A 26,496-nucleotide genomic window follows, 5' to 3' on the forward strand; every position below is an offset into this window, starting at 1 on the left:
CGGCCGTCGTGGTACGATGGTCGCTGGCCTGAAGCCTGATTCTCGAGCGCGGCTGCGAGGGAATCACCGGCGAACGGGTGCGATCTGTAGCCGATCCACCCTTGGCGAATCCCTCTGACACAGTTTCCGGCGCACGTTCGCGCCGCGATTTCACTTGAGATTCTTCCGAAAGGACATTCGTGTCGAACCAGTCACGTAGCAAGACCCGCCTCTCCCGCGCCCTCGGTGTCGCCCTGACCCCGAAGGCCGCGCGCTACATGGAGAAGCGCCCCTATGCTCCCGGCGAGCACGGTCGCACCAAGCGCAAGCAGGACAGCGACTACGCCGTTCGTCTGCGCGAGAAGCAGCGTCTGCGCGCCCAGTACGGCATCCGCGAGAAGCAGCTGAAGATCGCCTACGTCGAGGCCAAGCGCACCGCGGGCCAGACCGGTGAGAACCTGGTCGAGCTGCTCGAGATGCGTCTCGACGCCCTCGTGCTCCGCGCCGGCTTCGCCCGCACCATCACGCAGGCGCGCCAGTTCGTCGTGCACCGTCACATCCTCGTCGACGGCCAGCTCGTCGACCGCCCCTCCTTCCGCGTGAAGCCGGGCCAGCTCATCCACGTCAAGGCACGCAGCGAGGGCACCGAGCCGTTCCAGGTCGCCGCCGCCGGCGGTCACGTCGACGTGCTCCCCAAGACCCCGGGCTACCTCGAGGTCGAGCTCGACAAGCTCCAGGCGACGCTCGTTCGCCGTCCGAAGCGCGCCGAGGTCCCCGTGACCTGTGAAGTGCAGCTCGTCGTCGAGTACTACGCCGCTCGCTGATCCAGCGTTCGTCGGGCAGGGGTCGCGGAGTTCTCTCCGCGGCCCCTGCGTCGTCTCCGGGCGTCGGCCCGCGGCATCCGGACCCGCCACTAGACTGGTGACGAAGACGCGGCGGCATGCCGGGCTGTTCGAACGCCCCAGACCCGTCGGCACGACAACACACGCTGAGGGAGCACTTTCGTGAAGAGCATTCTGTGGTTCGCGGTCGGGATCATCGCCGGATTCGTGGCCGCGCACCAGGTGAACCAGACCTCGCAGGGCCGCGAATTCTTCTCCTCGGTCGACGCCAAGGCCAAGGCCTTCGGGCGCGCCGTCGCCGACGGCTACCACGAGCGCGAGGCCGAACTCAGGTCCGCGGTCGACGACCTCGTCGACTGAGCCGCGGCCTTCCCTTCCTTCCACCCGGGGGCGACTCCGGCAGCAGAATCCAGAACGGAACCATGCAGACCGCAGACATCCGCCAGCGCTGGCTGGACTTCTTCGCACGCCGCGGACACACCGTCGTGCCGTCCGCCTCACTCGTCTCCGACGACCCGACGCTGCTCTTCACGGTCGCCGGCATGGTGCCGTTCGTGCCGTACCTCACGGGAATCGTGCCCGCGCCGTATCCGCGCGCCACGAGCGTGCAGAAGTGCATCCGCACGAACGACATCGAAGAGGTCGGCAAGACGCCGCGCCACGGCACGTTCTTCCAGATGAACGGCAACTTCTCGTTCGGCGACTACTTCAAGGAAGGCGCCATCTCGATGGCGTGGGAACTGCTCACCTCCGCTGAGGACGACGGCGGCTACGGGTTCAGGCCCGAAGACCTCTGGGTGACGGTGTACGAAGACGACGACGAGGCGATCGAACTCTGGAAGAAGGTCGCCGGGCTGCCCGACGAGCGCATCCAGCGCCTCGGCAAGGACACCAACTACTGGCACACCGGCCAGCCGGGCCCGGCCGGCCCCTGCTCCGAGATCTTCTTCGACCGCGGTCCCGCGTACGGCATCGACGGCGGTCCGGCGACCGATGACGACCGCTACGTCGAGATCTGGAACCTCGTCTTCATGCAGTACCTCATCGATGACGTGACGTCGAAGACCGACTTCCGCATCGTGAAGGAACTGCCGAAGAAGAACATCGACACCGGCATGGGCCTCGAGCGCGTCGCCTTCATCAAGCAGGGCGTCGAGAACATGTACGAGATCGACCAGGTACGGCCGGTGCTCGATCGCGCGGCCGAGCTGTCGGGGCGCGCGTACGGCGCGAACCACGACGACGACGTGCGCATGCGCGTCATCGCCGACCACGTGCGCTCCGCCCTCATGCTCATGAGCGACGGCGTCGCCCCGTCGAACGAGGGGCGCGGGTACATCCTGCGTCGCCTCCTGCGCCGCAGCATCCGCGCGATGCGCCTGCTCGGGGTCGAGGGCACGACGTTCCGCGAGCTGTTCGCGGCGTCGCGCGACGCCATGAAGGCCGCGTACCCCGAGGTCGAGCGCGACTACGCGCACATCGAGCAGTTGGCCCTCGGCGAGGAGGAGACGTTCCTGCGCACGCTCGCAGCGGGCACGACGATTCTCGACGGCGCCGTCGGCGAGACGAAGGCCAGCGGCAAGGGCGAGCTCGCCGGCAACACGGCGTTCCTGCTGCACGACACGTACGGCTTCCCGATCGAGCTGACGCTCGAGATGGCCGACGAGGCGGGCCTCGCGGTCGACCGCGTCGCCTTCGACGAACTCATGACCGCCCAGCGCACGCGTGCGAAGGCCGACGCGAAGTCGAAGAAGAAGGTGCTCGCCGACCTGTCGGTGTACGCCGACTTCCGCGCGAAGGGCGAGACGGTCTTCACGGGCTACACCGAACTCCTCACCGAGTCGAGCGTGCTCGGCATCCTCGTCGACGGCCACCCCGTCGCGGCGGCCGTCGCCGGCCAGACCGCAGAGGTGATCCTCGCGGAGACCTCGCTCTACGCGGAGTCCGGCGGCCAGGCGCCCGACCAGGGGCGCATCGTGGGCGACGGCTTCGAACTCCAGGTGCTCGACGTGCAGAAGCCCGTCAAGGGCCTCATCAGCCACACCGTGAAGGTGCTCTCGGGCGAGGTGGGCGTCGGCGTGCCTGCGACCTCCGTCGTCGACGAGCAGTATCGCCGCGGCGCGACGCAGGCGCACTCCGGCACCCACCTCGTGCATGCCGCGCTCCGCGAGGTGCTCGGCCCGAACGCGCACCAGTCCGGCTCCTTCAACAAGGCCGGCTACCTCCGCCTCGACTACGGCTGGAACCAGGCCCTGTCGCCCGAGACGCGCACCGAGATCGAGGAGATCTCGAACAACGCGGTGCGCGACAACCTCGAGGTCGTGACGCGCGAGCTCCCGCTCGACGAGGCGAAGGCCCTCGGCGCGATGGCGCTCTTCGGCGAGAAGTACGGCGACGTCGTGCGCGTGGTCGACATCGGCGGCCCATGGTCTCGCGAACTCTGCGCCGGAACGCATGTGCGCTCCAGCGCCGAGATCGGCATGATCAACATCATCGGCGAGTCCTCGGTGGGCGCGTCGAACCGTCGCGTCGAGTCCCTCGTCGGCCTCGACGCGTTCCGACGCTTCGCGTCGGAGCGCGCCCTCGTCTCCGAGCTCAGTTCGAACCTGAAGACGCGCCCCGACCAGCTCGTCGAGCGCATCGGCGACCTCGTCGCGAACCTGAAGTCCGCCGAGAAGCGCATCGCCCAGTTCGAGGCCAAGGCGCTCACCGACCGGGTTCCGGCTCTCGCGGCGAATGCGGTGCGCACGGGTGACGTGCTCCTCGTCGCCGAGACCGTCGGCTCGCTCGGATCGGGTGACGAGCTCCGCTCGCTCGCGACCGCTGTGCGGGGCAGGCTCGGCGACGCGGCATCCGTCGTCGCCCTGACCGCCGAGGTCGGCGGACGTCCGGTGGCGATCGTCGCGACCTCGCCCGCGGCACGCGAGGTCGGCGCGAACGCCGGCGCGCTCGCGAAGACGATGGCCGGCGTGCTCGGCGGCGGTGGCGGCGGCAAGCCCGACCTCGCCCAGGGCGGCGGCAGCGACCTCTCGGCGATCCCCGCGGCACTCGACGCGGTGCGCCGCGCGTTCGCGGGCTGACCCGATGCGTTCCGGGGCCCGTCTCGGCGTCGATGTCGGTCGCGCCCGCATCGGCGTCGCCCGCAGCGACGCCGGCGGGCTGCTCGCCGTGCCGATCGAGACGGTTCCCAGGGCCGCCGACGGCGATGCCGACATCCGGCGCGTGCTCGAGCTCGCCGAGGAGTACTCCGCGTTCGAGTTGATCGTCGGGCATCCGCTCTCGATGTCGGGGGCGGCGACGCCCTCGACCGACGACGCCGTCGCCTTCGCGCAGCGCCTCGCCGACCTCGGCGCAGCGGTGCGCCTCGTCGATGAGCGGCTCTCGACGGTGAGCGCCCAGCAGGCGCTCCGCGCCTCGGGTCGCTCGACTCGCACGCAGCGTCCGGTCGTCGACCAGGTCGCGGCCGTTATCATTCTGCAACACGCACTCGACAGCGAGCGCGCTTCGGGCAACCCGCCGGGGCGCCCGCTCGACCCCGACGAAGGGCCCTCCACCCTGTGACTCAGCTCCCCCCAGAGCGCCGAGACCCCACCCCCCCACGCGCAGCCACCGACTGGCATGCGCTGCTCAACGGTGAGGCCCAGGCGGATGCCGCGCGCCGAGCGGCCGCCGCACAGAATCCGCCGCAGCCGGCGGCCGCCGACGCGGCACCTGCTGCCGGCGACGCGGCGCAGCCGATGACGCGTCGCGAGCTCCGCGAGCTCGAGCAGCGCCAGCAGGCCGAGGCGGAGCAGGCGGAGCGCGCTGCGGCGTCGCCGCCGGAACCGCTCGCATCGCCATCGGTGCCCGCCTCGCAGGCCGAGCCGTTCGAGCGCCTCGTGCAGCCGGCCGCCGCCGCCGCGGCATCGCCGGCGGGTGCGCCGCCTCCGGCCGAGGCCCCCGTCGATCCGTTCGTCGCGACGCGGGTCGACCGGCGCGCGATCGCCTACGACGAATACCACGAACCGAAGCGAAAGCGCCGTGGCCCATGGGGCTGCCTCATCGGACTGCTCATCGTCGCCGGGCTCGTCGCCGGGGCGGCGTTCTTCCTGCAGGGGCCGATCACGGCCGCGATCGACTACTTCACGCCCGCTGAAGACTACGAGGGCGCCGGCACCGGCGAGGTCGTCTTCATGATCCACGAGGGCGACACGGGCGCGAGCATCGCCGAGAACCTCGCGGCACAGGACGTCGTCGCCTCGTACGACGCCTTCTACGACCTGCTGCTCGCGCAGAGCCCGGAGCCGGAATTCCAGCCCGGCGCCTACCAGTTGGCGAGCCAGATGAGTTCGCAGGCGGCGCTCGACGCCCTGACCGATCCGGCGAACAAGCTCGAGAACACGTTCGTGATCCCCGAGGGCACCGCGCTGCCCGACGTGCTCGTCGCGGCCTCCGAAGGCACAGGGATCCCGCTCGAGGACCTGCAGGCCGCTGCGGCCGAGTCGCCGCAGTCGTACGGGCTCCCTGCTGAGGCCACGACGCTCGAGGGTTTCCTGTTCCCGGCGACCTACACGCTCGATCCGGGAATCGATGCGCATGGTGTCCTGAAGACCCTCGTCGACCGACAGTTCCAGGCGCTCGACGAAGCGGGGGTCGCTCCCGCCGACCGGTGGAAGACCGTCATCCTCGCCTCGATCGTCCAGCGGGAAGCCGGGTCGAACACCGACGACTTCCCGAAGATCGCCCGGGTCTTCCAGAACCGGCTCGACCAGGGCATCAACCTCCAGTCCGACGCGACGGTCGCCTACGGCACCGGCAACATGCACACCGTCTGGACCACCGACGAGGAACGCGCCGACGCGAGCAACCTCTACAACACGTATGCGAATCCCGGCCTGCCCATCGGGCCGATCGGCAATCCGGGCGACGTGGCGATCAACGCGGCCATCCACCCAGCCGAGGGCACCTGGTTGTTCTTCGTGCCGGTGAATCTCGCGACCGGCGAGACGGTGTTCTCCACCACGGTCGAGGAGCACGATGCGGCCGTCGCCCAACTGCAGGAGTGGTGTGCCGCGAGCGAGGAGAATGCGGCCTACTGTGAGTGACGCCCGCACCCGCCTCGCCGTGCTCGGCAAGCCGATCACCCACTCCAAGAGCCCCGGTCTCCATCTCGCGGCGTACCATCGCCTCGGCCTCGACTGGTCGTACGACCGCATCGAGGTCGACGGCGCCGGCGTCGGCGAGTTCGTGACCAGCCGCGACGCCTCGTGGCGGGGACTCTCGCTCACGATGCCGCTCAAGTACGACGTCATCCCGGTGCTCGACGAGATCGATGCCGTCGCACGGCTCACGGGCGCGGCGAACACCGTCTTGTTCGACGACGGTCGCCGGCTCGGCTTCAACACGGATGTCGGCGGCATCGTGCGCTCGCTCGCCGACGCGGGCGTCGAGCGGGCACGAACGGCGATCGTGCTCGGAGGCGGTGCCACCGCGGCATCCGCTCTCGTGGCACTCGCCGAGCTCGGCGTCGCCCACGTGCACCTGCTGCTGCGACGGCCCGAGGCCGGCGACGTGCTCGTCGAGCTCGGCCGGTCGGTCGGCATCCGCGTCACGCCGGCGCACATCGCCGACCTCGCGACGGCCGCCGCGACCGAGGCGGTCGACGTGGTCGTCAGCACGCTGCCGGGCGGCACGGACGCCGGCGTCGCGGCATCCGAAGATCTCGTCGGGGGAGCGCTGCTGCTCGACGTCGCCTACGCGCCGTGGCCGACGCCGCTCGCCTCGCAATGGATCGCGGCGGGCGGGCGCGTCATCGACGGCAGCGGCATGCTGCTGCACCAGGCCCTGCTGCAGGTGCGCGTCTTCGTCGGCGGCGACCCGACCGTGCCGCTGCCCGACGAGGCCGACGTGCTCGCCGTCATGCGCGAATCGCTCTGACGCGGCTGTGGAAGGATAGACGGCATGCTCCGTTGGCTCACTGCCGGAGAATCGCACGGCCCAGAGTTGGTCGCGATCCTCGAGGGTCTTCCCGCCGGTATCCCCGTTTCACTCGATGACATCCGTGCCGATCTCGCGCGCCGCAAACTCGGCTACGGCCGCGGAGCGCGCATGAAGTTCGAGCAGGACGAGCTCGCCATCTCTGGCGGTGTGCGCCACGGCCTCAGCCTCGGCAGCCCGGTCGCCGTGCGCGTCGGCAACACCGAATGGCCCAAGTGGCAGGAGGTGATGAGCCCCGAGCCGATCGACCCGGCACGCCTCGGCCGCGGTCGCGGAGCAGCGCTCACCCGCCCCCGCCCCGGTCACGCCGATCTCGTCGGCATGCAGAAGTACGACTTCGACGAGGCCCGGCCGGTGCTCGAGCGGGCCAGCGCCCGCGAGACGGCCGCACGCGTCGCGCTCGGCGCGATCGCCCGGAGCTTCCTGTCCGAGCTCGGCATCGAGCTCGTCGCCCACACGATCGCCATCGGGCCCGTGCGCGTTCCCGAGGGGCGGCCGCTGCCGTTGCCGGGCGACGTCGACGCGCTCGACGCCGACCCGCTGCGCTGCTTCGACGCCGAGACCTCGGCGCTCATGGTCGCCGAGGTCGACGCGGCCCACAAGGACGGCGACACGCTCGGCGGCGTCGTCGAGGTGCTCGCCTACGGTGTGCCCCCGGGCCTCGGCTCGCACGTGCACTGGGACCGCAGGCTCGACTCGCAGCTCGCCGCGGCGCTCATGGGCATCCAGGCGATCAAGGGCGTCGAGGTCGGCGACGGGTTCGAGACCACGCGCCGTCGCGGTTCGGCCGCCCACGACGAGCTCCACCTCGCCGACGGCCGCATCGTGCGCTCGAGCGATCGCGCGGGCGGCACCGAGGGCGGCATGTCCACGGGCACCGTGCTCCGCGTGCGAGCCGGCATGAAGCCGATCGCGACGATTCCGCACGCCCTGCCGACGGTCGACATCGCCACCGGCGAGGCCGCCGCTGCGCACCACCAGCGATCGGATGTCTGCGCCGTTCCAGCGGCCGGCGTCGTCGCCGAGGCGATGGTCGCCTTGACGCTCGCGAACGCCGTGCTCGAGAAGTTCGGCGGCGACTCCGTCGGCGAGACGCGCCGAAACCTCGAGTCCTACCTCGCGGCGATCCCCGACGCGCTCCGCACCGAGGTCGCGTCGGCGGATGCCGCTCCGACCCGTGCCTGACGAGTCCGCGCCGATCCTGCAGCTCCCGCTCGTGCTCATCGGCCCGATGGGGGCTGGCAAGTCGCGCGTCGGAGCCCGGCTCGCGGCATCCGTCGGCGTGCCGTTCATCGACACCGACACCCGCATCGAGGAGCGCCACGGCCCGATCGACGCGATCTTCGCCAGAGACGGCGAGCCCGGCTTCCGAGTGGTCGAGCGCGAGGTCGTGGCGGAGGCCCTGACCGAGCAGGCGATCGTGTCGCTCGGCGGCGGAGCCGTGCTGCACCCCGACACGCAGGCCGACCTCGCGGAGCTCGCCGTCGTGCGACTCGTGGTGACCGCAGAGGCGGTCGCCGTGCGCCTGGCCGGCGGCAACCGCCCCCTGCTCGCCGAGGGCGGGCTGACGAGGTGGAACGAGATCCAGCTCGAGCGCGAGCCGGTGTACGCCTCACTCGCCGACCTCGAGATCGACACGTCGCGCCGCTCGGTCGCACGGATCGTCGAACAGATCACCGAGCGCTTCGGAGGAACACGATGACCGCAGCCGCGCCAAGCACGAGCATCCGCGTCGGGGGAGAGGGCGGCTACGACGTCGTCATCGGCAACGGCGTGCTCGCCGACCTCGGCGACGCGCTCGGCCCCGCCGTTCGCAAGGTGCTGGTCGTGCATCCGTCGACGCTCGGCGCCCGTGCCGCGGCGTTGCGCGAGTCGCTCTCCGACCGCTTCGAGGTGCTGCTCGCCGAGATCCCCGACGCCGAGGCCGGCAAGCGCATCGAGGTCGCCGCGTTCTGCTGGCAGGTGCTCGGGCAGGCGGACTTCACGCGCAGCGACGCGGTCGTCGGCATCGGCGGCGGTGCGGTCACCGACCTCGCCGGGTTCGTGGCGGCGACCTGGCTGCGCGGCGTGCGGGTCGTGCAGGTGCCGACGACGGTGCTCGGCATGGTCGACGCCGCGGTCGGCGGCAAGACCGGCATCAACACGAACGAGGGCAAGAACCTCGTCGGCGCGTTCCACCCGCCGGCTGCGGTGCTCTGCGACCTCGACCTGCTCGACACGCTGCCGCGCAACGAGATCCTCGCGGGCTTCGCCGAGATCGTGAAGGCGGGGTTCATCCGGTACCCCGAGATCCTCGACACGATCGAGGCGGACCCCGATGCGGCGACCGATCCGACCACGCCGCAGTTCCGTCGGGTCGTCGAGCTGGCGATCCAGATGAAGGCCGACGTCGTCTCCGAGGACCTCACCGAGCAGGGCCTCCGCGAGATCCTGAACTACGGGCACACGCTCGGACACGCCGTCGAGCATGCGGAGCGCTACCAGTGGCGGCACGGCGCCGCGATCTCGGTGGGCATGGCGTTCGCGGCCGAGCTCGGGCGACTGTCCGGCCGGCTCTCCGACGAGGTCGCGGATCGCCACCGCAGCATCCTCGAGCTGCTCGGCCTGCCGACGAGCTACCCCGCCGGGCGCTGGCCGACGCTCCTCGCGACGATGCAGCGCGACAAGAAGTCGCGCGGCGGCCAGTTGCGCTTCATCGTGCTCGACGACCTCGCGAAGCCCACCGTCATGCAGGCGCCCGACCAGTCGCTGCTCTTCGCCGCGTATCAAGAGATCGGCTCCTGAGCCGAGTCGAGCGGAGTGTCTCGGCGCGACGCCTCGTCAGGTCGGCGGATGCCGCGCCGATAGGCTTTCGGGCATGACGACGATCCTCGTGCTGAACGGCCCGAACCTCGGCCGGCTCGGCACTCGCGAACCCGAGGTGTACGGCAGCGAGACGCTCGAGGAGATCGGAGCGGGGCTCGCGGCATCCGTTCCCGACGGGGTCGAGGTCGACTTCCGGCAGTCCGATGACGAGGCCGAGCTCATCGGCTGGATCCACGAGGCCGTCGACCGTCGTCTGCCGGTCGTGCTGAATCCCGCGGCGTTCACGCATTACAGCTACGCGCTGAGGGATGCCGCGGCGCAACTCAAGCAGGCCGGCGTGCCGCTGGTCGAGGTGCACCTCTCGAACCCGCATTCCCGCGAGACGTTCCGGCACACGAGCGTGATCTCGGGCGTGGCGACGGGCGTGATCGCCGGCTTCGGCCCCGACTCGTACCACCTCGCGGTGCAGGCGGTTCTGCGTTCGCTCGGGTGAGTCGACTACACTCGATCAGTCGCACACCTTCGTCGTGCGCCCGAAACTTTCCTCGAATCGAACGGAATCATCTTCATGGCAAGCACCGCTGACATCAAGAACGGCGTCGTCCTCTCCATCGACGGCCAGCTCTGGAGCGTCATCGAGTTCCAGCACGTCAAGCCGGGCAAGGGCGGCGCTTTCGTGCGCACCAAGCTCAAGAACGTCGTGTCGGGCAAGGTCGTCGACCGCACGTACAACGCGGGCGCCAAGATCGAGATCGAGAACGTCGACCGTCGCGACTTCAGCTACCTCTACGCCGATGGCGACGGCTACGTGTTCATGGACACCTCCGACTACGACCAGATCACCGTTCCCGGCACCGTCGTCGGCGACGCCGCCAACTTCATGCTCGAGAACCAGGCCGTCACGATCGCCCTGAACAACGGCAACCCGCTCTACGTCGAGCTTCCGGCATCCGTCGTGCTCGAGATCACGTACACCGAGCCCGGCCTGCAGGGCGACCGCTCGACCGGTGGCACGAAGCCCGCCACGGTGCAGACCGGCTACGAGATCCAGGTCCCGCTGTTCCTCGAGACCGGCACCAGGGTCAAGGTCGACACCCGCGACGGCTCCTACCTCGGGCGCGTGAACGACTAGTGAGCTCCCGAACGAAGGCGCGCAAGCGCGCCCTCGACCTGCTCTACTCCGCCGACATGCGGCAGGTGCCGGTCGAGCAGTTGCTCGTGACCGAGGCCGAGCGCGCCGTCAGCGAGCCCGAGCGGCAGGCGTCGTGGCTCTACGCACGCGAGATCGTCGACGGCATCGTCGACCACCGCGAGGAGATCGACGAGCTCATCACCACGCACTCGCGCGGCTGGACCCTCGAGCGCATGCCCGCCGTCGACCGCGCCCTGCTGCGCATCGGCGCGTGGGAGATCCTCTACAACGACCAGGTGCCCGACCCCGTGGCGATCTCCGAGGCGGTCGAGGCCGCCACCGTGCTGTCGACCGACGACTCGGCCGGCTTCGTGAACGGCCTGCTCGCGGCGATCTCGCACTCGAAGGGCTGACCGCACCGGTTCCACGCGAGGGCGCACGAGCATTCGATGCTCGTGCGCCTTTTCGCGTGCGCCGATGAGCACGCTCGCGTTCACCCGCGCACGTGGGATCGTCCATACGGCGGGGGTGCAGGCCCGGAGGAACGTTCAGCGATCCCACCGAGCAGGGTTCAGCGGAGGCCCCGACGTGCGGAGCACCGGTCCGCGATGAGATTGGCGACGTCGCCCCGAGCGGCCGCCCGGACGATCGTCCGCGGCTCATCTCCCCGGAAGGAACTCCTCGCATGTCCAGCACCACCCTCGTGAGCGGTCGCACCTCGACCGCCGCCTCCCTCGACACGATCCTCGATCGCGCCGAGGCCGCGCAGGCCGTCGTCCAGCGCTTCCTCTCACGCACCTCGGTGCCGGCCCTGCGGGTCAGTCTCGGCCTGGTGTTCCTCGTCTTCGGTGCACTCAAGTACCTGCCGGGCGTCAGCCCGGTCGAGGGGCTCGTCTCGCGCACCTGGAACGTGCTCTCGTTCGGCGTCATCGACGGATACGCGGCGCTCGCGATCACCGCGACGCTCGAGGTGTTCGTCGGGCTCACGCTCGTCACGGGCGTCTTCGTGCGGATCGGGCTCATCGCCCTCGCCGGCACGTTCGTCGGCATCTTCTCGCCGCTCGTCTTCTTCAACGCCGAGCTGTTCACCGCCGCCGGCCCGACGCTCACCGCGCAGTACATCCTGAAGGACCTGGTGCTCGTCACCGCGGCGATGGTCGTCGCCGCGACCGCGCTCAAGCGCCCGATCCGCCGGTGATCGCTCCCGCCCACCGCATCCAGAGGGGCCGGACCGATCCGGTGCGGCCCCTCTGCGTGCAACGAGCCTGATCAGGCGGCTGATAGGCTCGAGGAGTTGACAACCTTTAAGGCCGTCCCGTGAGGCGGAGAAGGGAGTCGGTCTGATGGCGCGCACAGTGCTCAATCACGCTGACATTTCGCGGGCGCTGACCCGCATCGCTCATGAGATCCTCGAGTCCGATCGCGGCGCGGAGCATCTCGTCATCCTCGGCATTCCGACGCGCGGCACCGTTCTGGCCCGTCGCATCGCCGAACTCATCCAGCGCATCGAGCCCACGGCCCCGGTGCAGTTGGCCGGGTCGCTCGACGTGACCATGTACCGCGACGACCTGTCGCGCAGCGGCATCCGCATGCCCGCTCCGACCGAGCTGCCGCCCGGCGGCATCGACGGCCGCACGGTGGTGCTCGTCGACGACGTGCTCTACTCGGGTCGCACCATCCGCTCGGCCTTCGATGCGCTGAGCGATCTCGGCCGCCCGCGCGCCGTGCGCCTCGCCGTGCTCGTCGACCGCGGCCACCGCGAGTTCCCGATCCGGGCGGACTTCGTGGGCAAGAACCTGCCGAGCGCCGCCAGCGAGCGCATCAACGTGCGCCTCGCCGAGGTCGACGGCGGCGACGACCACGTCACGATCGAGGGGGGAGCCGAATGAGGCACCTGCTCAGCACCCGCTCGCTCGCGCGCGAGGAGGCGATCGCCCTGCTCGACATCGCCGAGGACATGGCGGCCGTGCAGCACCGCGAGGTGAAGAAGCTCCCGACGCTGCGCGGCAAGACCGTGGTCAATCTCTTCTTCGAGGACTCCACGCGCACCCGCATCTCGTTCGAGGCCGCGGCGAAGCGCCTCTCGGCCGACGTCATCAACTTCAGCGCCAAGGGCTCGAGCGTCTCCAAGGGCGAGAGCCTGAAGGACACCGCGCAGACCCTGCAGGCGATGGGCGCCGACGGCGTCGTCATCCGCCACCCCGCATCCGGCGCGCCGTACACCCTCGCCACCAGCGGATGGATCGACGCCGGCGTCGTCAACGCCGGCGACGGCACGCACGAGCACCCCACCCAGGCCCTGCTCGACGCGTTCACGATGCGCAGCCGCCTGCACGGCGCCGCCAGCCGCGGCAAGGGCCTCGACGGCGTGCACGTCGTGATCGTCGGCGACATCCTGCACTCCCGCGTCGCCCGGTCGAACGTGTGGCTGCTCGCGACGCTCGGCGCCGAGGTCACGCTCGTCGCGCCGCCCACGCTCGTGCCCGTCGACACCGCCGGCTGGCCGGCATCCGTCGTCTTCGACCTCGACGAGGCGCTCGCGACGAAGCCCGACGTGGTCATGATGCTCCGCATCCAGGCGGAGCGCATGCACGGCTCGTTCTTCCCGAACAGCCGCGAATACGCACGAACCTGGGGACTGGACGATGCCAGGTTCTCCCAGTTGCCCACGACTACGATGGTCATGCATCCCGGGCCGATGAACCGAGGGCTGGAGATCTCCGCCCTCGCGGCGGACTCAGCGCAGTCCACGGTCAGGGAGCAGGTCGCGAACGGAGTATCAGTGAGAATGGCCGCCCTGTATCTGCTGCTTTCGGGCGAGCGAGGTGACGTGCGATGACCGAGTCGTTCCTCATCACGGGTGCGACGCTCGCATCGGGCGAGCGCGCCGACATCCGCATCGCCGACGGTCGCATCAGCGACGTCGGTCGCATCTCGGATGCCGCGGGCGCGACGGTCGTCGACGCCGCGGGCCTGATCGCACTGCCGGGTCTGGTCGACCTGCACACCCACCTGCGCGAGCCGGGCTACGAGCAGAGCGAGACCGTGCTCACGGGCACGCAGGCAGCTGCGGCCGGCGGCTTCACCGCGGTCTTCGCGATGGCGAACACCTCGCCCGTGGCCGACACGGCGGGCGTCGTCGAGCAGGTCGCGAGCCTCGGCACCGCGGCCGGCTACGCCACGGTGCAGCCGATCGGCGCCGTCACCGTCGGGCTCAAGGGCGAGCAGCTCGCCGAGCTCGGGGCGATGGCCCGCTCGCGCGCCGCAGTGCGCGTCTTCAGCGACGACGGGTTCTGCGTCTTCGACCCCCTGCTCATGCGCCGCGCCCTCGAGTACGTCAAGGCGTTCGACGGCGTCGTCGCCCAGCATGCGCAGGAGCCCCGCCTCACGCAGGGCGCGCAGATGAACGAGGGAGCCCTCTCGGGCGAGCTCGGCCTCGCCGGCTGGCCCGCCGTGGCCGAGGAGTCGATCATCGCGCGCGACGTGCTGCTCGCCGAGCACGTGGACAGCCGCCTGCACGTGTGCCACGTGTCGACTGCCGGTTCGGTCGAAGTCATCCGGTGGGCCAAGGCCCGCGGCATCGACGTGACCGCCGAGGTCACGCCGCACCACCTGCTGCTCACCGAAGACCTCGTCGCCGGCTACGACCCGCGGTACAAGGTCAACCCGCCGCTCCGCCGTGCCGAAGACGTCGAGGCGCTGCGCGCCGCCCTCGCCGACGGCACGATCGACATCGTTGCGACCGACCATGCACCGCACCCCATCGAGGCCAAGCAGAGCGAGTGGGATGCCGCGGCGAACGGCATGGTCGGCCTCGAGTCCGCCCTCTCGGTCGTGCACGCCGCGGCCGTCGAGAACGGCCTGCTCGACTGGTCCGACGTCGCTCGGGTGCTCTCCTCGACCCCCGCCCGCATCGGGCGCCTGGCCGGACAGGGCGAGGGCATCGTGGCGGGCGCGGCGCCCGAGGTGACGCTCTACGACCCGTCTGCGGCATCCGAGTTCGCGCTCGACCGCCTCGCCGGGCGCAGCATCAACTCGCCGTACCTCGGACGCACGCTGCCGGGGCGCGTCATCGCGACCTTCCACGCGGGCTACGCGACGCTGCTCGACGGCATCGTGCAGCCCGCCGACGAGGTCGCCCGGGCCGCGACCAACACGGGAGGCGCGCGTGGATAAGTGGATCGGCGCCCTCGTCGCGCTCGTCGTCGTGGGCGGCCTGCTCTGGCTCGCCTACCGCGCGTGGCGTCGCCGCGAGCGACGCGACGCGACGCTGTCGGCCTACCCGCTGCCCGCGCTGGAGGGCAAGGCGCTCCTCGAGACCGAGGTGCTCTATGTGGCGACGACGCCGATCGGCTCGCCGCTCGAGCGGCTCGCCGTGCAGGGCCTCGCGTTCCGCGGCTCCGGGCGAGTCGAGGTGTTCCCCGAGGGCGTCGTGCTCCGCATCGCCGGCGAGCAGCCCTCGTTCCTGCCCGCGGCACGCGTCGTGTCGGCGGGGGAGGCCACCTACGCGATCGATCGCGGAGTCGAGCCCGGCGGCCTCGTCGCGCTCAGCTGGATCGTCGATCTCCACGACGCAGAGCCCGAGCAGGTCGCACCCTACGTCGACTCCTACCTCAGAGCCCGGCACCAGGGCGACTCGGCGCGGATCATCGTCGCCGTCAACGACATCGCTGCAGCACGCACCGTGATGCAGCCCCACCATGAGAGCGAGGCCTCGGATGACTGAGACCACCACCCGCCCGCACGAGCCGGCCGTGCTCGTGCTCGAGGACGGCACCCGCTACGAGGGCCGGGCCTACGGCGCCCGCGGACGCACCCTCGGCGAAGCCGTCTTCTCGACCGGCATGACCGGCTACCAGGAGACCCTGACCGACCCGTCGTACGCGGGCCAGATCGTCATGATGACGGCGCCGCACATCGGCAACACCGGCATGAACGACGAGGACATGGAGTCCGCCCGCATCTGGGTCTCCGGCTTCATCGTGCGCGACCCGTCACGCGTCGTGTCGAACTTCCGCTCGCAGCGGAGCCTCGACGACGACCTCGCCTCCTCCGGCGTCGTCGGCATCAGCGGCATCGACACGCGCGCCCTGACCCGGCACCTGCGCTCGGCCGGCGCCATGCGCTCCGGCATCTTCTCGGGCGACGCGTTCGCGCTCACCCACGGCGAGCAGCTCGAGCTCGTGCAGACGGCCGCCGAAATGAGCGGCCGGAACCTCTCGGGCGACGTCTCGACGACCGAGCCGTACCAGCTTCCGGCCACCGGCGAGCGCGTCGGCACGGTCGCCGTGCTCGACCTCGGCGTGAAGACCTCGACCCTGAACTTCCTCGCCGAGCGCGGCTTCGACGTGAACGTCCTCCCGCAGTCGGTCACCGCCGAAGAGGTGCTCGCACTCGCGCCCGACGCCCTGTTCTTCTCGAACGGGCCCGGCGACCCCGCGGCATCCGATCGACATGTCGAGATCCTCCGCAGCGCGCTCCGGGCCGGCGTGCCGTATTTCGGCATCTGCTTCGGCAACCAGCTCCTCGGTCGCGCGCTCGGCTACGGCACCTACAAGCTGCCGTTCGGCCACCGCGGCATCAACCAGCCCGTGGTCGACAAGGCCACCGGCCGCGTCGAGATCACCGCGCACAACCACGGCTTCGCCGTCGACGCCCCGATCGACCGGGTCAGCGAGTCCAGCGAGGGCTTCGGCCGCGTCGAGGTCAGCCACGTCGACCTCAACGACAACGTCGTCGAGGGCCTCAACTGCCTCGACATCCCAGCCTTCTCGGTGCAGTACCACCCGGAGTCCGCGGCCGGCCCGCACGACGCCAACTATCTCTTCGACCGGTTCCGCGACATGGTCATCGCGAGCAAGGAGAACCAGGCCTGATGCCCAAGCGCGACGACATCAACAGCGTCCTCGTCATCGGATCCGGTCCGATCGTCATCGGACAGGCGGCCGAGTTCGACTACTCGGGCACCCAGGCGTGCCGCGTTCTGCGGGCCGAGGGGGTGCGCGTCATCCTCGTGAACCCGAACCCGGCCACGATCATGACCGATCCCGACTTCGCCGACGCGACGTACATCGAGCCGATCACCCCCGAGATCATCGAGTCGATCATCATCAAGGAGCGGCCCGATGCAGTGCTGCCGACGCTCGGCGGCCAGACGGCCCTGAACGCCGCGATCGCCCTGCACGAGGCGGGCATCCTCGAGAAGCACGGCGTCGAGCTCATCGGCGCGAAGGTCGAGGCCATCCGCAAGGGCGAGGACCGCCAGCTCTTCAAGGACCTCGTCATCGAGGCCGGTGCCGGCGTCGCACGTTCGCACGTGGCGAAGACCCTCGAAGACGCGAAGGTGTTCGCCGAAGACCTCGGCTACCCGCTCGTCGTGCGCCCGTCGTTCACGATGGGCGGCCTCGGCTCCGGCTTCGCCTACACCGAGGAAGAGCTCGTGCGCATCGTCACGCAGGGCCTGCACGACTCGCCCACGACCGAGGTGCTCCTCGAGGAGTCGATCCTAGGCTGGAAGGAGTACGAGCTCGAGCTCATGCGCGACACGGCCGACAACACGGTCGTCGTCTGCTCGATCGAGAACGTCGACCCGGTCGGCGTGCACACGGGCGACTCCATCACCGTCGCGCCCGCGCTGACGCTGACCGACCGCGAGTACCAGAAGCTCCGCGACATCGGCATCGACATCATCCGCCGGGTGGGCGTCGACACGGGCGGCTGCAACATCCAGTTCGCGATCGACCCCGCCGACGGCCGCATCATCGTCATCGAGATGAACCCGCGCGTGTCGCGCTCGTCGGCGCTCGCGTCGAAGGCCACCGGCTTCCCGATCGCGAAGATCGCCGCGAAGCTCGCGATCGGCTACCGCCTCGACGAGATCCCGAACGACATCACCAAGGTGACGCCGGCGAGCTTCGAGCCGACGCTCGACTACGTCGTCGTCAAGGTGCCCCGGTTCGCGTTCGAGAAGTTCCCGGCCGCCGACCCCACCCTCACGACGACCATGAAGTCCGTGGGCGAGGCCATGGCCATCGGCCGCAACTACGCGACCGCGCTGCAGAAGGCGCTGCGTTCGCTCGAGAAGCGCGGCTCGTCGTTCCACTGGGGCGAGGAGGCCCGCACGGCCGAGGAGCTGCTCGAGGAGTCGCGCACCCCGACCGACGGCCGCATCGTGCTCGTGCAGCAGGCGCTCCGCAAGGGCGCGTCGATCGAGCAGGCCTTCGAGGCGACGAAGATCGACCCGTGGTTCCTCGACCAGATCGTGCTCATCAACGAGGTGGCCGAGCAGGTCGCCGCGGCCGAGAACCTCGACACCGACCTGCTGCTCCTCGCGAAGGACCACGGGTTCTCCGACGCCCAGATCGGCCAGCTCCGCGGCTTCGGCGAGGCCGACGCCCGCGAGGTGCGGCACATCCTCGGCATCCGCCCGGTCTTCAAGACCGTCGACACGTGCGCGGGGGAGTTCCCGGCGCTCACGCCGTACCACTACTCGAGCTACGACTTCGAGACCGAGGTCGTGCCGTCGGATCGCCGCAAGGTCGTGATCCTCGGCTCCGGCCCCAACCGCATCGGCCAGGGCGTCGAGTTCGACTACTCCTGCGTGCACGCCTCGTTCGCATTGTCGGATGCCGGCTTCGAGACGATCATGATCAACTGCAACCCCGAGACGGTCTCGACCGACTACGACACGAGCGACCGGCTCTACTTCGAGCCGCTCACGCTCGAAGACGTGCTCGAGGTCATCCATGCCGAATCCCAGTCGGGCGAACTCGTCGGCGTCGTGGTGCAGCTCGGCGGACAGACCGCGCTCGGCCTCGCCAAGGGCCTCGAGGCGGCCAGCGTGCCGATCCTCGGCACGACCCCCGACGCGATCGACCTCGCCGAGGAGCGCGGCCTGTTCGCCGGCATCCTCGAGTCGGCCGGCCTGCTCGCGCCGCGCAACGGCACCGCGATCGAGCTCAACGGCGCCGTGCAGGTGGCCGAGGAGATCGGCTACCCCGTGCTCGTGCGCCCGAGCTACGTGCTCGGCGGCCGCGGCATGGAGATCATCTACGACACGCCCTCGCTCGCCGACTACTTCGCGCGCATCGAGGGTCAGGGCATCGTCGGCCCGACGCATCCGCTGCTCGTCGACCGCTTCCTCGACGACGCGATCGAGATCGACGTCGACGCGCTGTACGACGGCACCGACCTCTACATCGGCGGCGTCATGGAGCACATCGAGGAGGCCGGCATCCACTCCGGCGACTCCAGCTGCACGCTGCCGCCCGTCACGCTCGGTCGTGCCGAGATCGACCGGGTGCGCGTGGCCACGCGCTCGATCGCCGAGGGCATCGGCGTGAAGGGCCTGCTCAACGTGCAGTTCGCGATCGGCGCCGGGGTGCTCTACGTGCTCGAGGCGAACCCGCGCGCGAGCCGCACGGTTCCGTTCGTCTCGAAGGCGCTCGGCATCCCGCTGGCCAAGGCCGCATCGCGCATCATGGTCGGCGCCACCGTCGCCGAGCTCATCGCCGAGGGCATGCTGCCCGCCGTCGACGGTTCGCGCGTGCCGCTCGACGCGCCCGTCGCGGTCAAGGAGGCCGTGCTGCCGTTCCACCGCTTCCGCACCAAGGAGGGCCTCATCGTCGACTCGGTGCTCGGCCCCGAGATGCGTTCGACGGGTGAGGTCATGGGCATCGACCGCGACTTCCCGCGGGCCTTCGCCAAGAGCCAGCTGGCCGCGTACGGCGGCATGCCGACGGGCGGCACGGTGTTCGTCTCGGTCTCCGACCGCGACAAGCGTTCGATCATCCTGCCTATCCTGCGCCTGCAGCAGCTTGGCTTCGAGATCGCCGCGACCGAGGGCACGGCCGAGGTGCTGCGTCGCAACGGCATCGCCGCGCGCGAGGTGCTGAAGTACAGCGACAAGTCCTCCGACGACGCCGTCTCGGTGGTCGAGTTGATCCACCGCGGCGAGGTCGATGTCGTCGTGAACACGCCGAGCGGTCGCTCGGCCCGTGCCGACGGCTACGAGATCCGCGCGGCGGCCGTCTCGGCCGACGTGCCGCTGTTCACGACCATCGCCGAGCTGTCGGCCGCCGTCGCATCGATCGATGCGGGCGGCGAGGCGTTCGAGGTGACCAGTCTGCAGGAGTACGCGATTCGTCGCGGTGCGTCGGCATGAGCGACCTGATTCCCTTCGGCGAACGCCTGGCATCGGTCTTCGCCGCATACGGCCGTCTCTGCGTCGGGCTCGATCCCCACGCCTCGCTCCTCGAGCGGTGGGGGCAGCCCGACTCGGCCGAGGGCCTTCGCGAATTCGGCCTGCGGGTCATCGAGGCCGCGGCCGATCGCGTCGGCATCCTGAAGCCGCAGATCGCGTTCTTCGAGCGCCACGGGGCCGCGGGTTACGCGGTGCTCGAGCGGCTGCTGGCCGAGGCGCGCGAGGCGGGACTGCTCGTGATCGCCGACGTCAAGCGCGGCGACATCGGCTCGACGGTCGAGGCGTACGGCGAGTCGTGGCTCCGGCGCGGCTCCAGCCTCGAGGCCGACGCGATGACGATCAGCGCCTACCAGGGGCTCGGTTCGATCGAGCAGGTCATGGCCGCGGCCGAGGCGGCGGGCAAGGGCCTGTTCGTGCTCGCCGCGACGTCCAACCCCGAGGCGGCGGCGATCCAGCGCGCCGTGCTGCAGCAGTCGAGTCGCGCAGGGCACACGGTGGCCGGCGCGATCACGCAGGGCGTCATCGGATGGAACCAGGGTCGAGCGGATGCCGCGTCGAACCCGTTCGGCTCCATCGGCGTCGTGTTCGGCGCGACGACCGACCTCAAGGCGGCCGGCGTCCCGACCGATATCGAACCGCCGCGACCCGGGCTTCCGGTGCTCGCCCCCGGATTCGGACATCAGGGCGCCGAGCCCGGCGACCTGCGCGTGCGCTTCGGCGGCTACGCCGCCGGCGTCATCGCGAACGAGTCCCGGTCGCTGCTCTCGGCCGGCCCAGACGGGCTGGGTGACGCGATCGCCCGGCGCGCCGACGAGTATGGGGCCGCCGGTGCCTGAGCAGAACACGAGATCCACGCCACCCGAGGTCGACCGCGTCGCGGCGTCCCGTGCCGCCGTCGCAGCCCGGCGCGCGCGGGCGGGCGTGAAGTCCGAGATCGCGGCCGGCTCGCGCAGTCCGCTCGACGTGCTCCGCGTCGCGTTCGCCGAGCCCGACTCTGCTGAGGGCCGCCTGCGGGTCACCGAGTTCCTGACGTCGATCCCGGCGATCGGCGTGACCAAGTGCGCCCGGATCCTCGAGGACCTCGAGATCTCGACGGCGAAGCGCCTCGGCGGCCTCGGCCGCCTGCAGCGCCGACGGCTCCGCGAGTTCGTCGCGGGCTGGGTCGCCTCCCACGGCGGCACCGGCGATCGACTCGTCGTGCTGGCCGGTCCGACGGCCGTGGGCAAGGGCACGGTCGCCTCGTACATCCGCCGCCACCATCCCGAGGTCAGGCTGTCGGTGTCGGCGACCACGCGCGCGCCGCGACCGGGCGAGGTCGAGGGGGAGAGCTACTTCTTCGTCGACGATGCCGAGTTCGACCGCATGGTCGAGGCGGGCGACCTGCTCGAGTGGGCGACCGTGCACAACGCGTACCGCTACGGCACGCCGCGCGGCCCGGTCGAGCAGGCCATCGCCGCCGGCGACAGCGTGCTGCTCGAGATCGACATCCAGGGCGCACGCTCGGTTCGCCGTGCGATGCCCGAGGCGACGCTCGTGTTCCTGCTCCCGCCCACGTGGGACGAACTGGTGCGCCGGCTCGTCGGTCGCGGCACCGAATCGCCGGCCGAGCAGCAGCGCCGTCTCGAGACCGCGAAGGTCGAGCTCGCGGCCGTCGACGAGTTCGATCACCAGGTCGTCAATCACGACGTGCCCGAGGCTGCGCAAAAGGTCGTAGACTTGATGAGGCCCCGTTCAGGGCGGCGTTGAGCTGCCCGGGTCACGATTTTCCGGCGCACGCGAGGTGCGCATGTTCGTTTCGAAGGAGTATCTCCATGGCTGAGAAGCTGTCCGGCATCATCGACCCGCCCATCGACGACCTGCTGTCGAAGGTCGATTCCAAGTACCAGCTCGTGATCTTCGCCTCCAAGCGCGCGCGTCAGATCAACGACTACTACGCCGACCTGCACGAGGGCAGCCTGTTCGACAACGTCGGCCCGCTGGTCGACTCGTCGATCGACGACAAGCCCCTCTCGGTGGCGATGCACGAGATCAACGAAGACAAGCTGGTGCTCCGCCCCCTCGGCGAGTAAGCACGAGCGGATGTCGCGGCTCAACATCGTCGTCGGCATCACGGGCGGCATCGCGGCGTACAAGGCGGTCGGCGTCGTGCGGGCCCTCGTGCTCGCCGGGCATGACGTGCACGTGGTGCCGACCGACGGCGCGCTCCGCTTCGTGGGGCGACCGACGCTCGAGGCGATCTCGCGCAACCCGGTGCACACCGACCTCTACGAGGGTGTCGCCGAGGTGCGCCACGTGGCGATCGGCCAGGCGGCCGACCTCATCGTGATCGCCCCGGCGACGGCGAACACCATCGCCAAGCTCGCGGCGGGACTCGCCGACGACCTCCTCGGCAACACGGTGCTCGCGAGTGAGGCGCCGATCGTCATCGCTCCCGCGATGCACACCGAGATGTGGCGCAATGCGGCGACGGTCGCCAACGTGGTGACGCTGCGCGAGCGCGGCATCACGATCATCGGTCCCGCGGTCGGCCAGCTCACCGGCACCGACAGCGGACCAGGTCGCATGGAGGAGCCCGACGTCATCGTCGCGGCCGCACTGGCCAGGGTCGCGGCTGCCGCTCCCGAGGCGCGCGGTGATCTCGCCGGTCGCCACGTGGTCGTGACGGCGGGCGGCACGCGCGAGCCGCTCGATCCCGTGCGCTTCCTGGGCAACCGTTCCAGCGGCAAGCAGGGCGTCGCGATCGCCGAGGCGGCGCGCGCCAGGGGTGCTCGGGTGACGCTGATCGCCGCGAACCTCGAGGTCGCCGCGCCCGGCGGTTGCGACATCCGCCCGGTCTCGACGACCCTCGAGCTGCAGGCTGCAGTGACCGAGGCCGCACAGGGCGCCGACCTGGTGGTCATGGCGGCCGCGGTCGCCGACTACCGTCCCGCCGAGGTCAGCGAGTCGAAGATCAAGAAGCAGCCGGGCGACGACGGGCTCACCCTCGAGCTCGTGCGCAACCCCGACATCCTCGCCGGGCTCGGACATGCGCCCCATGATGGCACGCTGCTCGTGGGGTTCGCGGCAGAGACCGAGGCCGACGACGACCGACTGCTCGCGCTCGGCGCGGCCAAGCTCGAGGCGAAGGGCGCCGACCTGCTCGTGGTCAATCGCGTCGGCTGGACCGAGGGCTTCGCCCGAGACGACAACCGCGTCGTCATCCTCGGCAATGAAGGTGTCCTCGCGCGTGCCGTCGGCAGCAAGATGTCAGTGGCGCACGAGATCCTCGATGTCGCAGTGCCGCAGCTGCACGACCGAGCACCGGGTTCGAGCGACGGGCCTGAGCGGTCGGATCCGTCCGGCTGACGCCGGGATCCCGCCGACGCCCGAGCCGCACACGCATCACCGACGAAAGTAGAACCGCGACCATGAGCCAGCTTCGACTGTTCACCTCCGAGTCGGTCACCGAGGGGCACCCCGACAAGATCTGCGACCAGATCTCGGACTCCATCCTCGACGCGCTGCTGACGGTCGACCCGCACAGCCGGGTCGCGGTCGAGACGCTCGTGACGACCGGCTTGGTGCACGTCGCAGGCGAGGTCACCACCTCGGGGTACGTCGAGATCCCGGCGATCGTGCGCGAGCGGGTCACCTCGATCGGCTACAACTCCTCCGACGTCTGGTTCGACGGCCGCTCGTGCGGCGTGTCCGTCTCGATCGGCGGCCAGTCGCCCGACATCGCGCAGGGTGTCGACGACGCGTTCGAGTCGCGCGAGCGCTCGAGCGAAGACCTCCTCGACAAGCAGGGGGCCGGCGATCAGGGCATCATGTTCGGCTACGCCACGCGCGAGACGCCGCAGCTCATGCCGGTGCCGATCTGGATCGCGCACCGCCTCGCCGAACGGCTCACCGAGGTGCGCAAGGGCGGCGAGCTCGACTACCTGCGCCCCGACGGCAAGACCCAGGTCACGGTCGGCTACGACGGGCAGGTGCCCCGCACCATCGAGACGGTCGTGCTCTCGACCCAGCATTCGCCGAAGGTCTCGACCGAGCAGCTCCGCGCCGAGGTCGAGGAGCTCGTGATCAAGCCCGTGCTCGACACCGTCGATCTCGCGCGCCCAGAGCTCAACGTCCTCATCAACCCGACCGGGCGGTTCGAGATCGGCGGCCCGCAGGGCGACGCCGGGCTGACCGGCCGCAAGATCATCATCGACACCTACGGCGGTGCCAGCCGGCACGGCGGCGGCGCGTTCAGCGGCAAGGACCCCTCGAAGGTCGACCGCTCCGCGGCCTACGCCATGCGATGGGTCGCGAAGAACGCGGTCGCGGCCGGCCTCGCCGACCGGCTCGAGGTCCAGATCGCGTACGCGATCGGCAAGGCAGCGCCGGTGGGCCTCTACGTCGAGACGTTCGGCACGGCCCAGGTGCCGGAAGAGCGCATCATCGCCGCGATCCGCGAGGTGTTCGACCTCCGCCCTGCGGCGATCATCCGCGATCTCGACCTGCTGCGGCCGATCTACGCCCAGACCGCCGCCTACGGGCACTTCGGGCGCGAACTCCCCGACTTCACGTGGGAGCGTCTCGACCGCGTCGACGACCTGCGCGCCACCGCCGGGCTCTGACGTGGCGGGCGGCTCCGTCGCCAGGGTGCTGCTCGACTCCCCGCTTCCGCAGCTCGACCAGCTCTTCGACTACCGGGTTCCCGAGCGACTGCGCGACCAGGCGCGACCCGGGGTGCGCGTGCGCGCGCCGCTGCGGTCCGGCGGGCGCATCGCGAACGGCTGGCTGGTCGAGCTCGCCGAGACGAGCGAGTTCGAGGGGCGGCTCAGCGACCTCGAAGACGTCGTCTCCGAGGTGCCGCTGCTGACCCCCGAGGTCTGGACGCTCGCCCGTGCTGCCGCCGATCGCGCGGCGGGCAATGCGAGCGACGTGCTGCGACTCGCGGTGCCGTCCCGGTACGTGCGCGTCGAGCGCGCCTGGTCTGCGGCGGCGCCGGACACGGGTGAGCTCCCCGTCGACGTGGCTCCCGTGCACGGCGCTCCATCGGGCCGCGTCGAGACCGGCATCGCGGCGGGCGAGCGGATGTCGCTGGCCGCCGATCCTCGCCCGGTTCGCCTCTCCTCGGGGGTCTGGGTCGGCGCCTGGGCGTTGACGATGGCGCAGGCCGCGGCCCACGCGCTCGCCTCCGATCGGTCGAGCCTGCTCGTGGTGCCCGACTACCGCGACCAGGATCAGCTCGAGGCGGCCCTCGCGGCCACGGTCGATGCGCGACGCGTGCTGCGCACCGACGCCAGGCAGGCCGGCGGCGTCAGGTTCCGGGCGTTCCTCGACGCGACGGGCGATGCGGCGCGCGTGATCATCGGCAATCGGTCGACGGTGTACGCACCGGCGAGTCGGCTCGGGCTCATCGCGCTGTGGGACGACGGCGACTCGCTCATGAACGAGCCGCTGTCGCCCGGCGTGCACCCGAGGGACGCCGCGCTGATCCGTCAGGAGCAGTCCGGGGCGGCCATGCTCGTGCTCTCGCACTCGCCGAGCGTCGAGGTGGCGCGGCTCGTCGAGATCGGCTGGATGCACGAGGTTCCGGCCGAGCGCCACGCACGGCCACGGGTGATCGCGACCGAGCATCAGCACACGCCCGAGACGACCTCGGCGCGCATCCCCACCGCGGCGTGGCGCCAGGCGCAGGAGGCGGTGCAGTCGGGCCCGGTGCTGGTGCAGGTGGCGCGCCCGGGCAACACGCCGCAGCTGGCGTGCGACCGCTGCCGAGAGCCGGCCAGGTGCGCCGCGTGCGGCGGCGGGCTCGCGATCCCGCGCTCGGGTGGGGCGGCGAGATGCGTGCTCTGCGGCACCGCGGCGACGGGCTGGGCGTGCCCGACGTGCGAGGGCACCCGCCTGCGTGCGGTCACGATCGGGGCCAGTCGAACGGCCGACGAGTTGGGCCGGGCGTTCCCGAACACGAGGGTGGTGCTCTCCGACGGCGAGAAGCCCGTGCTGCGCGTCGGCGGCGAGCCCGCCCTGGTGGTCGCGACGAGGGGTGCCGAGCCGATCGCCGACGGCGGCTATCGCGCCGTGCTGCTGCTCGACGGCGAACGCATGCTGCTCCGCGAGTCCCTCCGGGTGGCCGAGGACTGCCTGCGGTGGTGGTCGAACGCGGCGGCGCTCGTGGCTCCGGGCTCGCCGGTGTTCCTGGTCGGCGTCGGCGGTGCGCTCGCGACCGCGTTGACGACGTGGCGGCAGGCCGACTGGGCCGGCGCCGAACTCGCGTCGCGGCGGGCGCTGCGGTTCCCGCCCGCGGTGCGGGTGGCGAGCGTCACCGCGTCGGCGGCGAACGTGGCGGCGGCGATCACGGCGGCCGAGGCCGCCGTCGGCGTCGATGTGCTCGGACCGGTCCCTGTCGATGACGGCCTCGTGCGGGCCCTCGTGCGGTTCGACTACGGTTCGGGGGCGCGAGTGGCAAACGAGTTGCGTTCCGAGATGATCCGGGTCGCGACCGAGCGTCGCAGGCCCGTCGCCGGCCGTCCGGTTCGGAGGCCCGCCGTGCTCCGGGTGCGGTTCGACGACCCCGAGGTGCCCTGAAT

At 70.8% G+C, this 26,496-nt stretch carries 25 protein-coding genes; all 25 read left to right on the forward strand.

The features are described 5' to 3' along the window. Positions 1–179: 179 nt before the first annotated feature. The 25 genes from rpsD (at position 180) to ASE68_RS09090 (ending at position 26,494) form a co-directional block, all read left to right on the forward strand. On the forward strand, positions 180–803 hold the full coding sequence (gene rpsD, locus ASE68_RS08970; RefSeq protein WP_055857549.1) for a 30S ribosomal protein S4: 624 nt from the start codon (positions 180–182) through the stop codon (positions 801–803). A gap of 180 nt (positions 804–983) precedes the next feature. Continuing rightward, the gene (locus tag ASE68_RS08975) at positions 984–1,181 is read left to right on the forward strand and encodes a hypothetical protein (RefSeq protein ID WP_055857550.1); all 198 of its coding nucleotides are present in this window, start codon (positions 984–986) and stop codon (positions 1,179–1,181) included. A 62-nt stretch (positions 1,182–1,243) separates the two neighbouring features. Further along, positions 1,244–3,901, forward strand: a complete 2,658-nt coding sequence (gene alaS, locus ASE68_RS08980; protein WP_055857552.1) for an alanine--tRNA ligase — start codon at positions 1,244–1,246, stop codon at positions 3,899–3,901. Positions 3,902–3,905: 4 nt separating this feature from the next. Beyond that, on the forward strand, positions 3,906–4,382 hold the full coding sequence (ruvX, locus tag ASE68_RS08985; RefSeq protein WP_055857554.1) for a Holliday junction resolvase RuvX: 477 nt from the start codon (positions 3,906–3,908) through the stop codon (positions 4,380–4,382). Beyond that, complete coding sequence (mltG, locus tag ASE68_RS08990) at positions 4,379–5,905, forward strand: endolytic transglycosylase MltG (RefSeq protein ID WP_235480806.1); 1,527 nt, start codon at positions 4,379–4,381, stop codon at positions 5,903–5,905. The genes ruvX and mltG overlap by 4 nt, the downstream gene beginning before the upstream one ends. After that, entirely contained in the window at positions 5,898–6,737 is an 840-nt protein-coding gene (locus tag ASE68_RS08995) for a shikimate dehydrogenase (protein ID WP_055857556.1), read from the forward strand. Before mltG ends, ASE68_RS08995 begins: the two co-directional genes overlap by 8 nt. 24 nt (positions 6,738–6,761) lie before the next feature. Beyond that, on the forward strand, positions 6,762–7,982 hold the full coding sequence (gene aroC, locus ASE68_RS09000) for a chorismate synthase (RefSeq protein WP_055857558.1): 1,221 nt from the start codon (positions 6,762–6,764) through the stop codon (positions 7,980–7,982). Continuing rightward, complete coding sequence (locus tag ASE68_RS09005) at positions 7,960–8,499, forward strand: shikimate kinase (RefSeq protein ID WP_055857559.1); 540 nt, start codon at positions 7,960–7,962, stop codon at positions 8,497–8,499. Before aroC ends, ASE68_RS09005 begins: the two co-directional genes overlap by 23 nt. Beyond that, the gene (gene aroB, locus ASE68_RS09010; RefSeq protein ID WP_055857561.1) at positions 8,496–9,581 is read left to right on the forward strand and encodes a 3-dehydroquinate synthase; all 1,086 of its coding nucleotides are present in this window, start codon (positions 8,496–8,498) and stop codon (positions 9,579–9,581) included. Before ASE68_RS09005 ends, aroB begins: the two co-directional genes overlap by 4 nt. Positions 9,582–9,654: 73 nt before the next feature. Further along, positions 9,655–10,095, forward strand: coding sequence for a type II 3-dehydroquinate dehydratase (gene aroQ / locus ASE68_RS09015; protein WP_055857563.1), 441 nt, complete (start codon positions 9,655–9,657; stop codon positions 10,093–10,095). Positions 10,096–10,170: 75 nt separating this feature from the next. After that, positions 10,171–10,734 carry an elongation factor P gene (efp, locus tag ASE68_RS09020; RefSeq protein WP_055857565.1) on the forward strand — a complete coding sequence of 188 codons (564 nt, stop codon included), beginning with the start codon at positions 10,171–10,173 and terminating at the stop codon, positions 10,732–10,734. Continuing rightward, positions 10,734–11,147: a transcription antitermination factor NusB gene (gene nusB / locus ASE68_RS09025; RefSeq protein WP_055857567.1), complete on the forward strand. Its 414-nt coding sequence runs from the start codon at positions 10,734–10,736 to the stop codon at positions 11,145–11,147. The genes efp and nusB overlap by 1 nt, the downstream gene beginning before the upstream one ends. Before the next feature lie 272 nt (positions 11,148–11,419). Further along, the gene (locus ASE68_RS09030; RefSeq protein WP_055857569.1) at positions 11,420–11,932 is read left to right on the forward strand and encodes a DoxX family membrane protein; all 513 of its coding nucleotides are present in this window, start codon (positions 11,420–11,422) and stop codon (positions 11,930–11,932) included. A 142-nt stretch (positions 11,933–12,074) separates the two neighbouring features. Then, the gene (gene pyrR / locus ASE68_RS09035) at positions 12,075–12,623 is read left to right on the forward strand and encodes a bifunctional pyr operon transcriptional regulator/uracil phosphoribosyltransferase PyrR (protein WP_055857571.1); all 549 of its coding nucleotides are present in this window, start codon (positions 12,075–12,077) and stop codon (positions 12,621–12,623) included. After that, entirely contained in the window at positions 12,620–13,573 is a 954-nt protein-coding gene (locus ASE68_RS09040; RefSeq protein ID WP_055857573.1) for an aspartate carbamoyltransferase catalytic subunit, read from the forward strand. The genes pyrR and ASE68_RS09040 overlap by 4 nt, the downstream gene beginning before the upstream one ends. Further along, on the forward strand, positions 13,570–14,910 hold the full coding sequence (locus ASE68_RS09045) for a dihydroorotase (protein ID WP_055857575.1): 1,341 nt from the start codon (positions 13,570–13,572) through the stop codon (positions 14,908–14,910). The genes ASE68_RS09040 and ASE68_RS09045 overlap by 4 nt, the downstream gene beginning before the upstream one ends. Beyond that, the gene (locus tag ASE68_RS09050; RefSeq protein WP_055857577.1) at positions 14,903–15,460 is read left to right on the forward strand and encodes a hypothetical protein; all 558 of its coding nucleotides are present in this window, start codon (positions 14,903–14,905) and stop codon (positions 15,458–15,460) included. Before ASE68_RS09045 ends, ASE68_RS09050 begins: the two co-directional genes overlap by 8 nt. Then, positions 15,453–16,610, forward strand: a complete 1,158-nt coding sequence (gene carA, locus ASE68_RS09055; protein WP_200921688.1) for a glutamine-hydrolyzing carbamoyl-phosphate synthase small subunit — start codon at positions 15,453–15,455, stop codon at positions 16,608–16,610. Before ASE68_RS09050 ends, carA begins: the two co-directional genes overlap by 8 nt. Continuing rightward, complete coding sequence (gene carB, locus ASE68_RS09060) at positions 16,610–19,897, forward strand: carbamoyl-phosphate synthase large subunit (RefSeq protein ID WP_055857580.1); 3,288 nt, start codon at positions 16,610–16,612, stop codon at positions 19,895–19,897. The genes carA and carB overlap by 1 nt, the downstream gene beginning before the upstream one ends. Continuing rightward, a complete protein-coding gene (gene pyrF, locus ASE68_RS09065) occupies positions 19,894–20,772 on the forward strand; it encodes an orotidine-5'-phosphate decarboxylase (protein ID WP_055857582.1) in 879 nt (292 codons plus the stop codon). The genes carB and pyrF overlap by 4 nt, the downstream gene beginning before the upstream one ends. Beyond that, positions 20,765–21,682 carry a guanylate kinase gene (gene gmk / locus ASE68_RS09070; protein WP_235480807.1) on the forward strand — a complete coding sequence of 306 codons (918 nt, stop codon included), beginning with the start codon at positions 20,765–20,767 and terminating at the stop codon, positions 21,680–21,682. The genes pyrF and gmk overlap by 8 nt, the downstream gene beginning before the upstream one ends. 65 nt (positions 21,683–21,747) lie before the next feature. Next, positions 21,748–22,005 (forward strand): DNA-directed RNA polymerase subunit omega, encoded by a 258-nt coding sequence (gene rpoZ, locus ASE68_RS09075; RefSeq protein ID WP_055857586.1) that lies wholly within the window; start codon positions 21,748–21,750, stop codon positions 22,003–22,005. Positions 22,006–22,015: 10 nt separating this feature from the next. After that, complete coding sequence (gene coaBC, locus ASE68_RS09080) at positions 22,016–23,281, forward strand: bifunctional phosphopantothenoylcysteine decarboxylase/phosphopantothenate--cysteine ligase CoaBC (protein ID WP_055857588.1); 1,266 nt, start codon at positions 22,016–22,018, stop codon at positions 23,279–23,281. Between the two features lie 62 nt (positions 23,282–23,343). Next, a complete protein-coding gene (gene metK / locus ASE68_RS09085) occupies positions 23,344–24,537 on the forward strand; it encodes a methionine adenosyltransferase (protein WP_055857590.1) in 1,194 nt (397 codons plus the stop codon). Between the two features lies 1 nt (position 24,538). Next, a complete protein-coding gene (locus ASE68_RS09090) occupies positions 24,539–26,494 on the forward strand; it encodes a hypothetical protein (RefSeq protein ID WP_055857592.1) in 1,956 nt (651 codons plus the stop codon). Positions 26,495–26,496 lie beyond the last annotated feature (2 nt).

It is taken from the genome of Agromyces sp. Leaf222, assembly GCF_001421565.1.
GTDB lineage: Bacteria > Actinomycetota > Actinomycetes > Actinomycetales > Microbacteriaceae > Agromyces.

What these genes read in the sequence shown, in the direction of transcription:
- metK (WP_055857590.1), top strand. Translation starts at nt 23,344, where the DNA reads ATGAGCCAGCTTCGACTGTTCACCTCCGAGTCGGTCACCGAGGGGCAC.
- aroB (WP_055857561.1), top strand. Translation starts at nt 8,496, where the DNA reads ATGACCGCAGCCGCGCCAAGCACGAGCATCCGCGTCGGGGGAGAGGGC.
- ASE68_RS09040 (WP_055857573.1), top strand. Translation starts at nt 12,620, where the DNA reads ATGAGGCACCTGCTCAGCACCCGCTCGCTCGCGCGCGAGGAGGCGATC.
- alaS (WP_055857552.1), top strand. Translation starts at nt 1,244, where the DNA reads ATGCAGACCGCAGACATCCGCCAGCGCTGGCTGGACTTCTTCGCACGC.
- aroC (WP_055857558.1), top strand. Translation starts at nt 6,762, where the DNA reads ATGCTCCGTTGGCTCACTGCCGGAGAATCGCACGGCCCAGAGTTGGTC.
- coaBC (WP_055857588.1), top strand. Translation starts at nt 22,016, where the DNA reads ATGTCGCGGCTCAACATCGTCGTCGGCATCACGGGCGGCATCGCGGCG.
- ASE68_RS09045 (WP_055857575.1), top strand. Translation starts at nt 13,570, where the DNA reads ATGACCGAGTCGTTCCTCATCACGGGTGCGACGCTCGCATCGGGCGAG.
- carA (WP_200921688.1), top strand. Translation starts at nt 15,453, where the DNA reads ATGACTGAGACCACCACCCGCCCGCACGAGCCGGCCGTGCTCGTGCTC.
- pyrF (WP_055857582.1), top strand. Translation starts at nt 19,894, where the DNA reads ATGAGCGACCTGATTCCCTTCGGCGAACGCCTGGCATCGGTCTTCGCC.
- ruvX (WP_055857554.1), top strand. Translation starts at nt 3,906, where the DNA reads ATGCGTTCCGGGGCCCGTCTCGGCGTCGATGTCGGTCGCGCCCGCATC.
- efp (WP_055857565.1), top strand. Translation starts at nt 10,171, where the DNA reads ATGGCAAGCACCGCTGACATCAAGAACGGCGTCGTCCTCTCCATCGAC.
- ASE68_RS09030 (WP_055857569.1), top strand. Translation starts at nt 11,420, where the DNA reads ATGTCCAGCACCACCCTCGTGAGCGGTCGCACCTCGACCGCCGCCTCC.
- rpoZ (WP_055857586.1), top strand. Translation starts at nt 21,748, where the DNA reads ATGGCTGAGAAGCTGTCCGGCATCATCGACCCGCCCATCGACGACCTG.
- carB (WP_055857580.1), top strand. Translation starts at nt 16,610, where the DNA reads ATGCCCAAGCGCGACGACATCAACAGCGTCCTCGTCATCGGATCCGGT.
- ASE68_RS09005 (WP_055857559.1), top strand. Translation starts at nt 7,960, where the DNA reads ATGCCGCTCCGACCCGTGCCTGACGAGTCCGCGCCGATCCTGCAGCTC.
- aroQ (WP_055857563.1), top strand. Translation starts at nt 9,655, where the DNA reads ATGACGACGATCCTCGTGCTGAACGGCCCGAACCTCGGCCGGCTCGGC.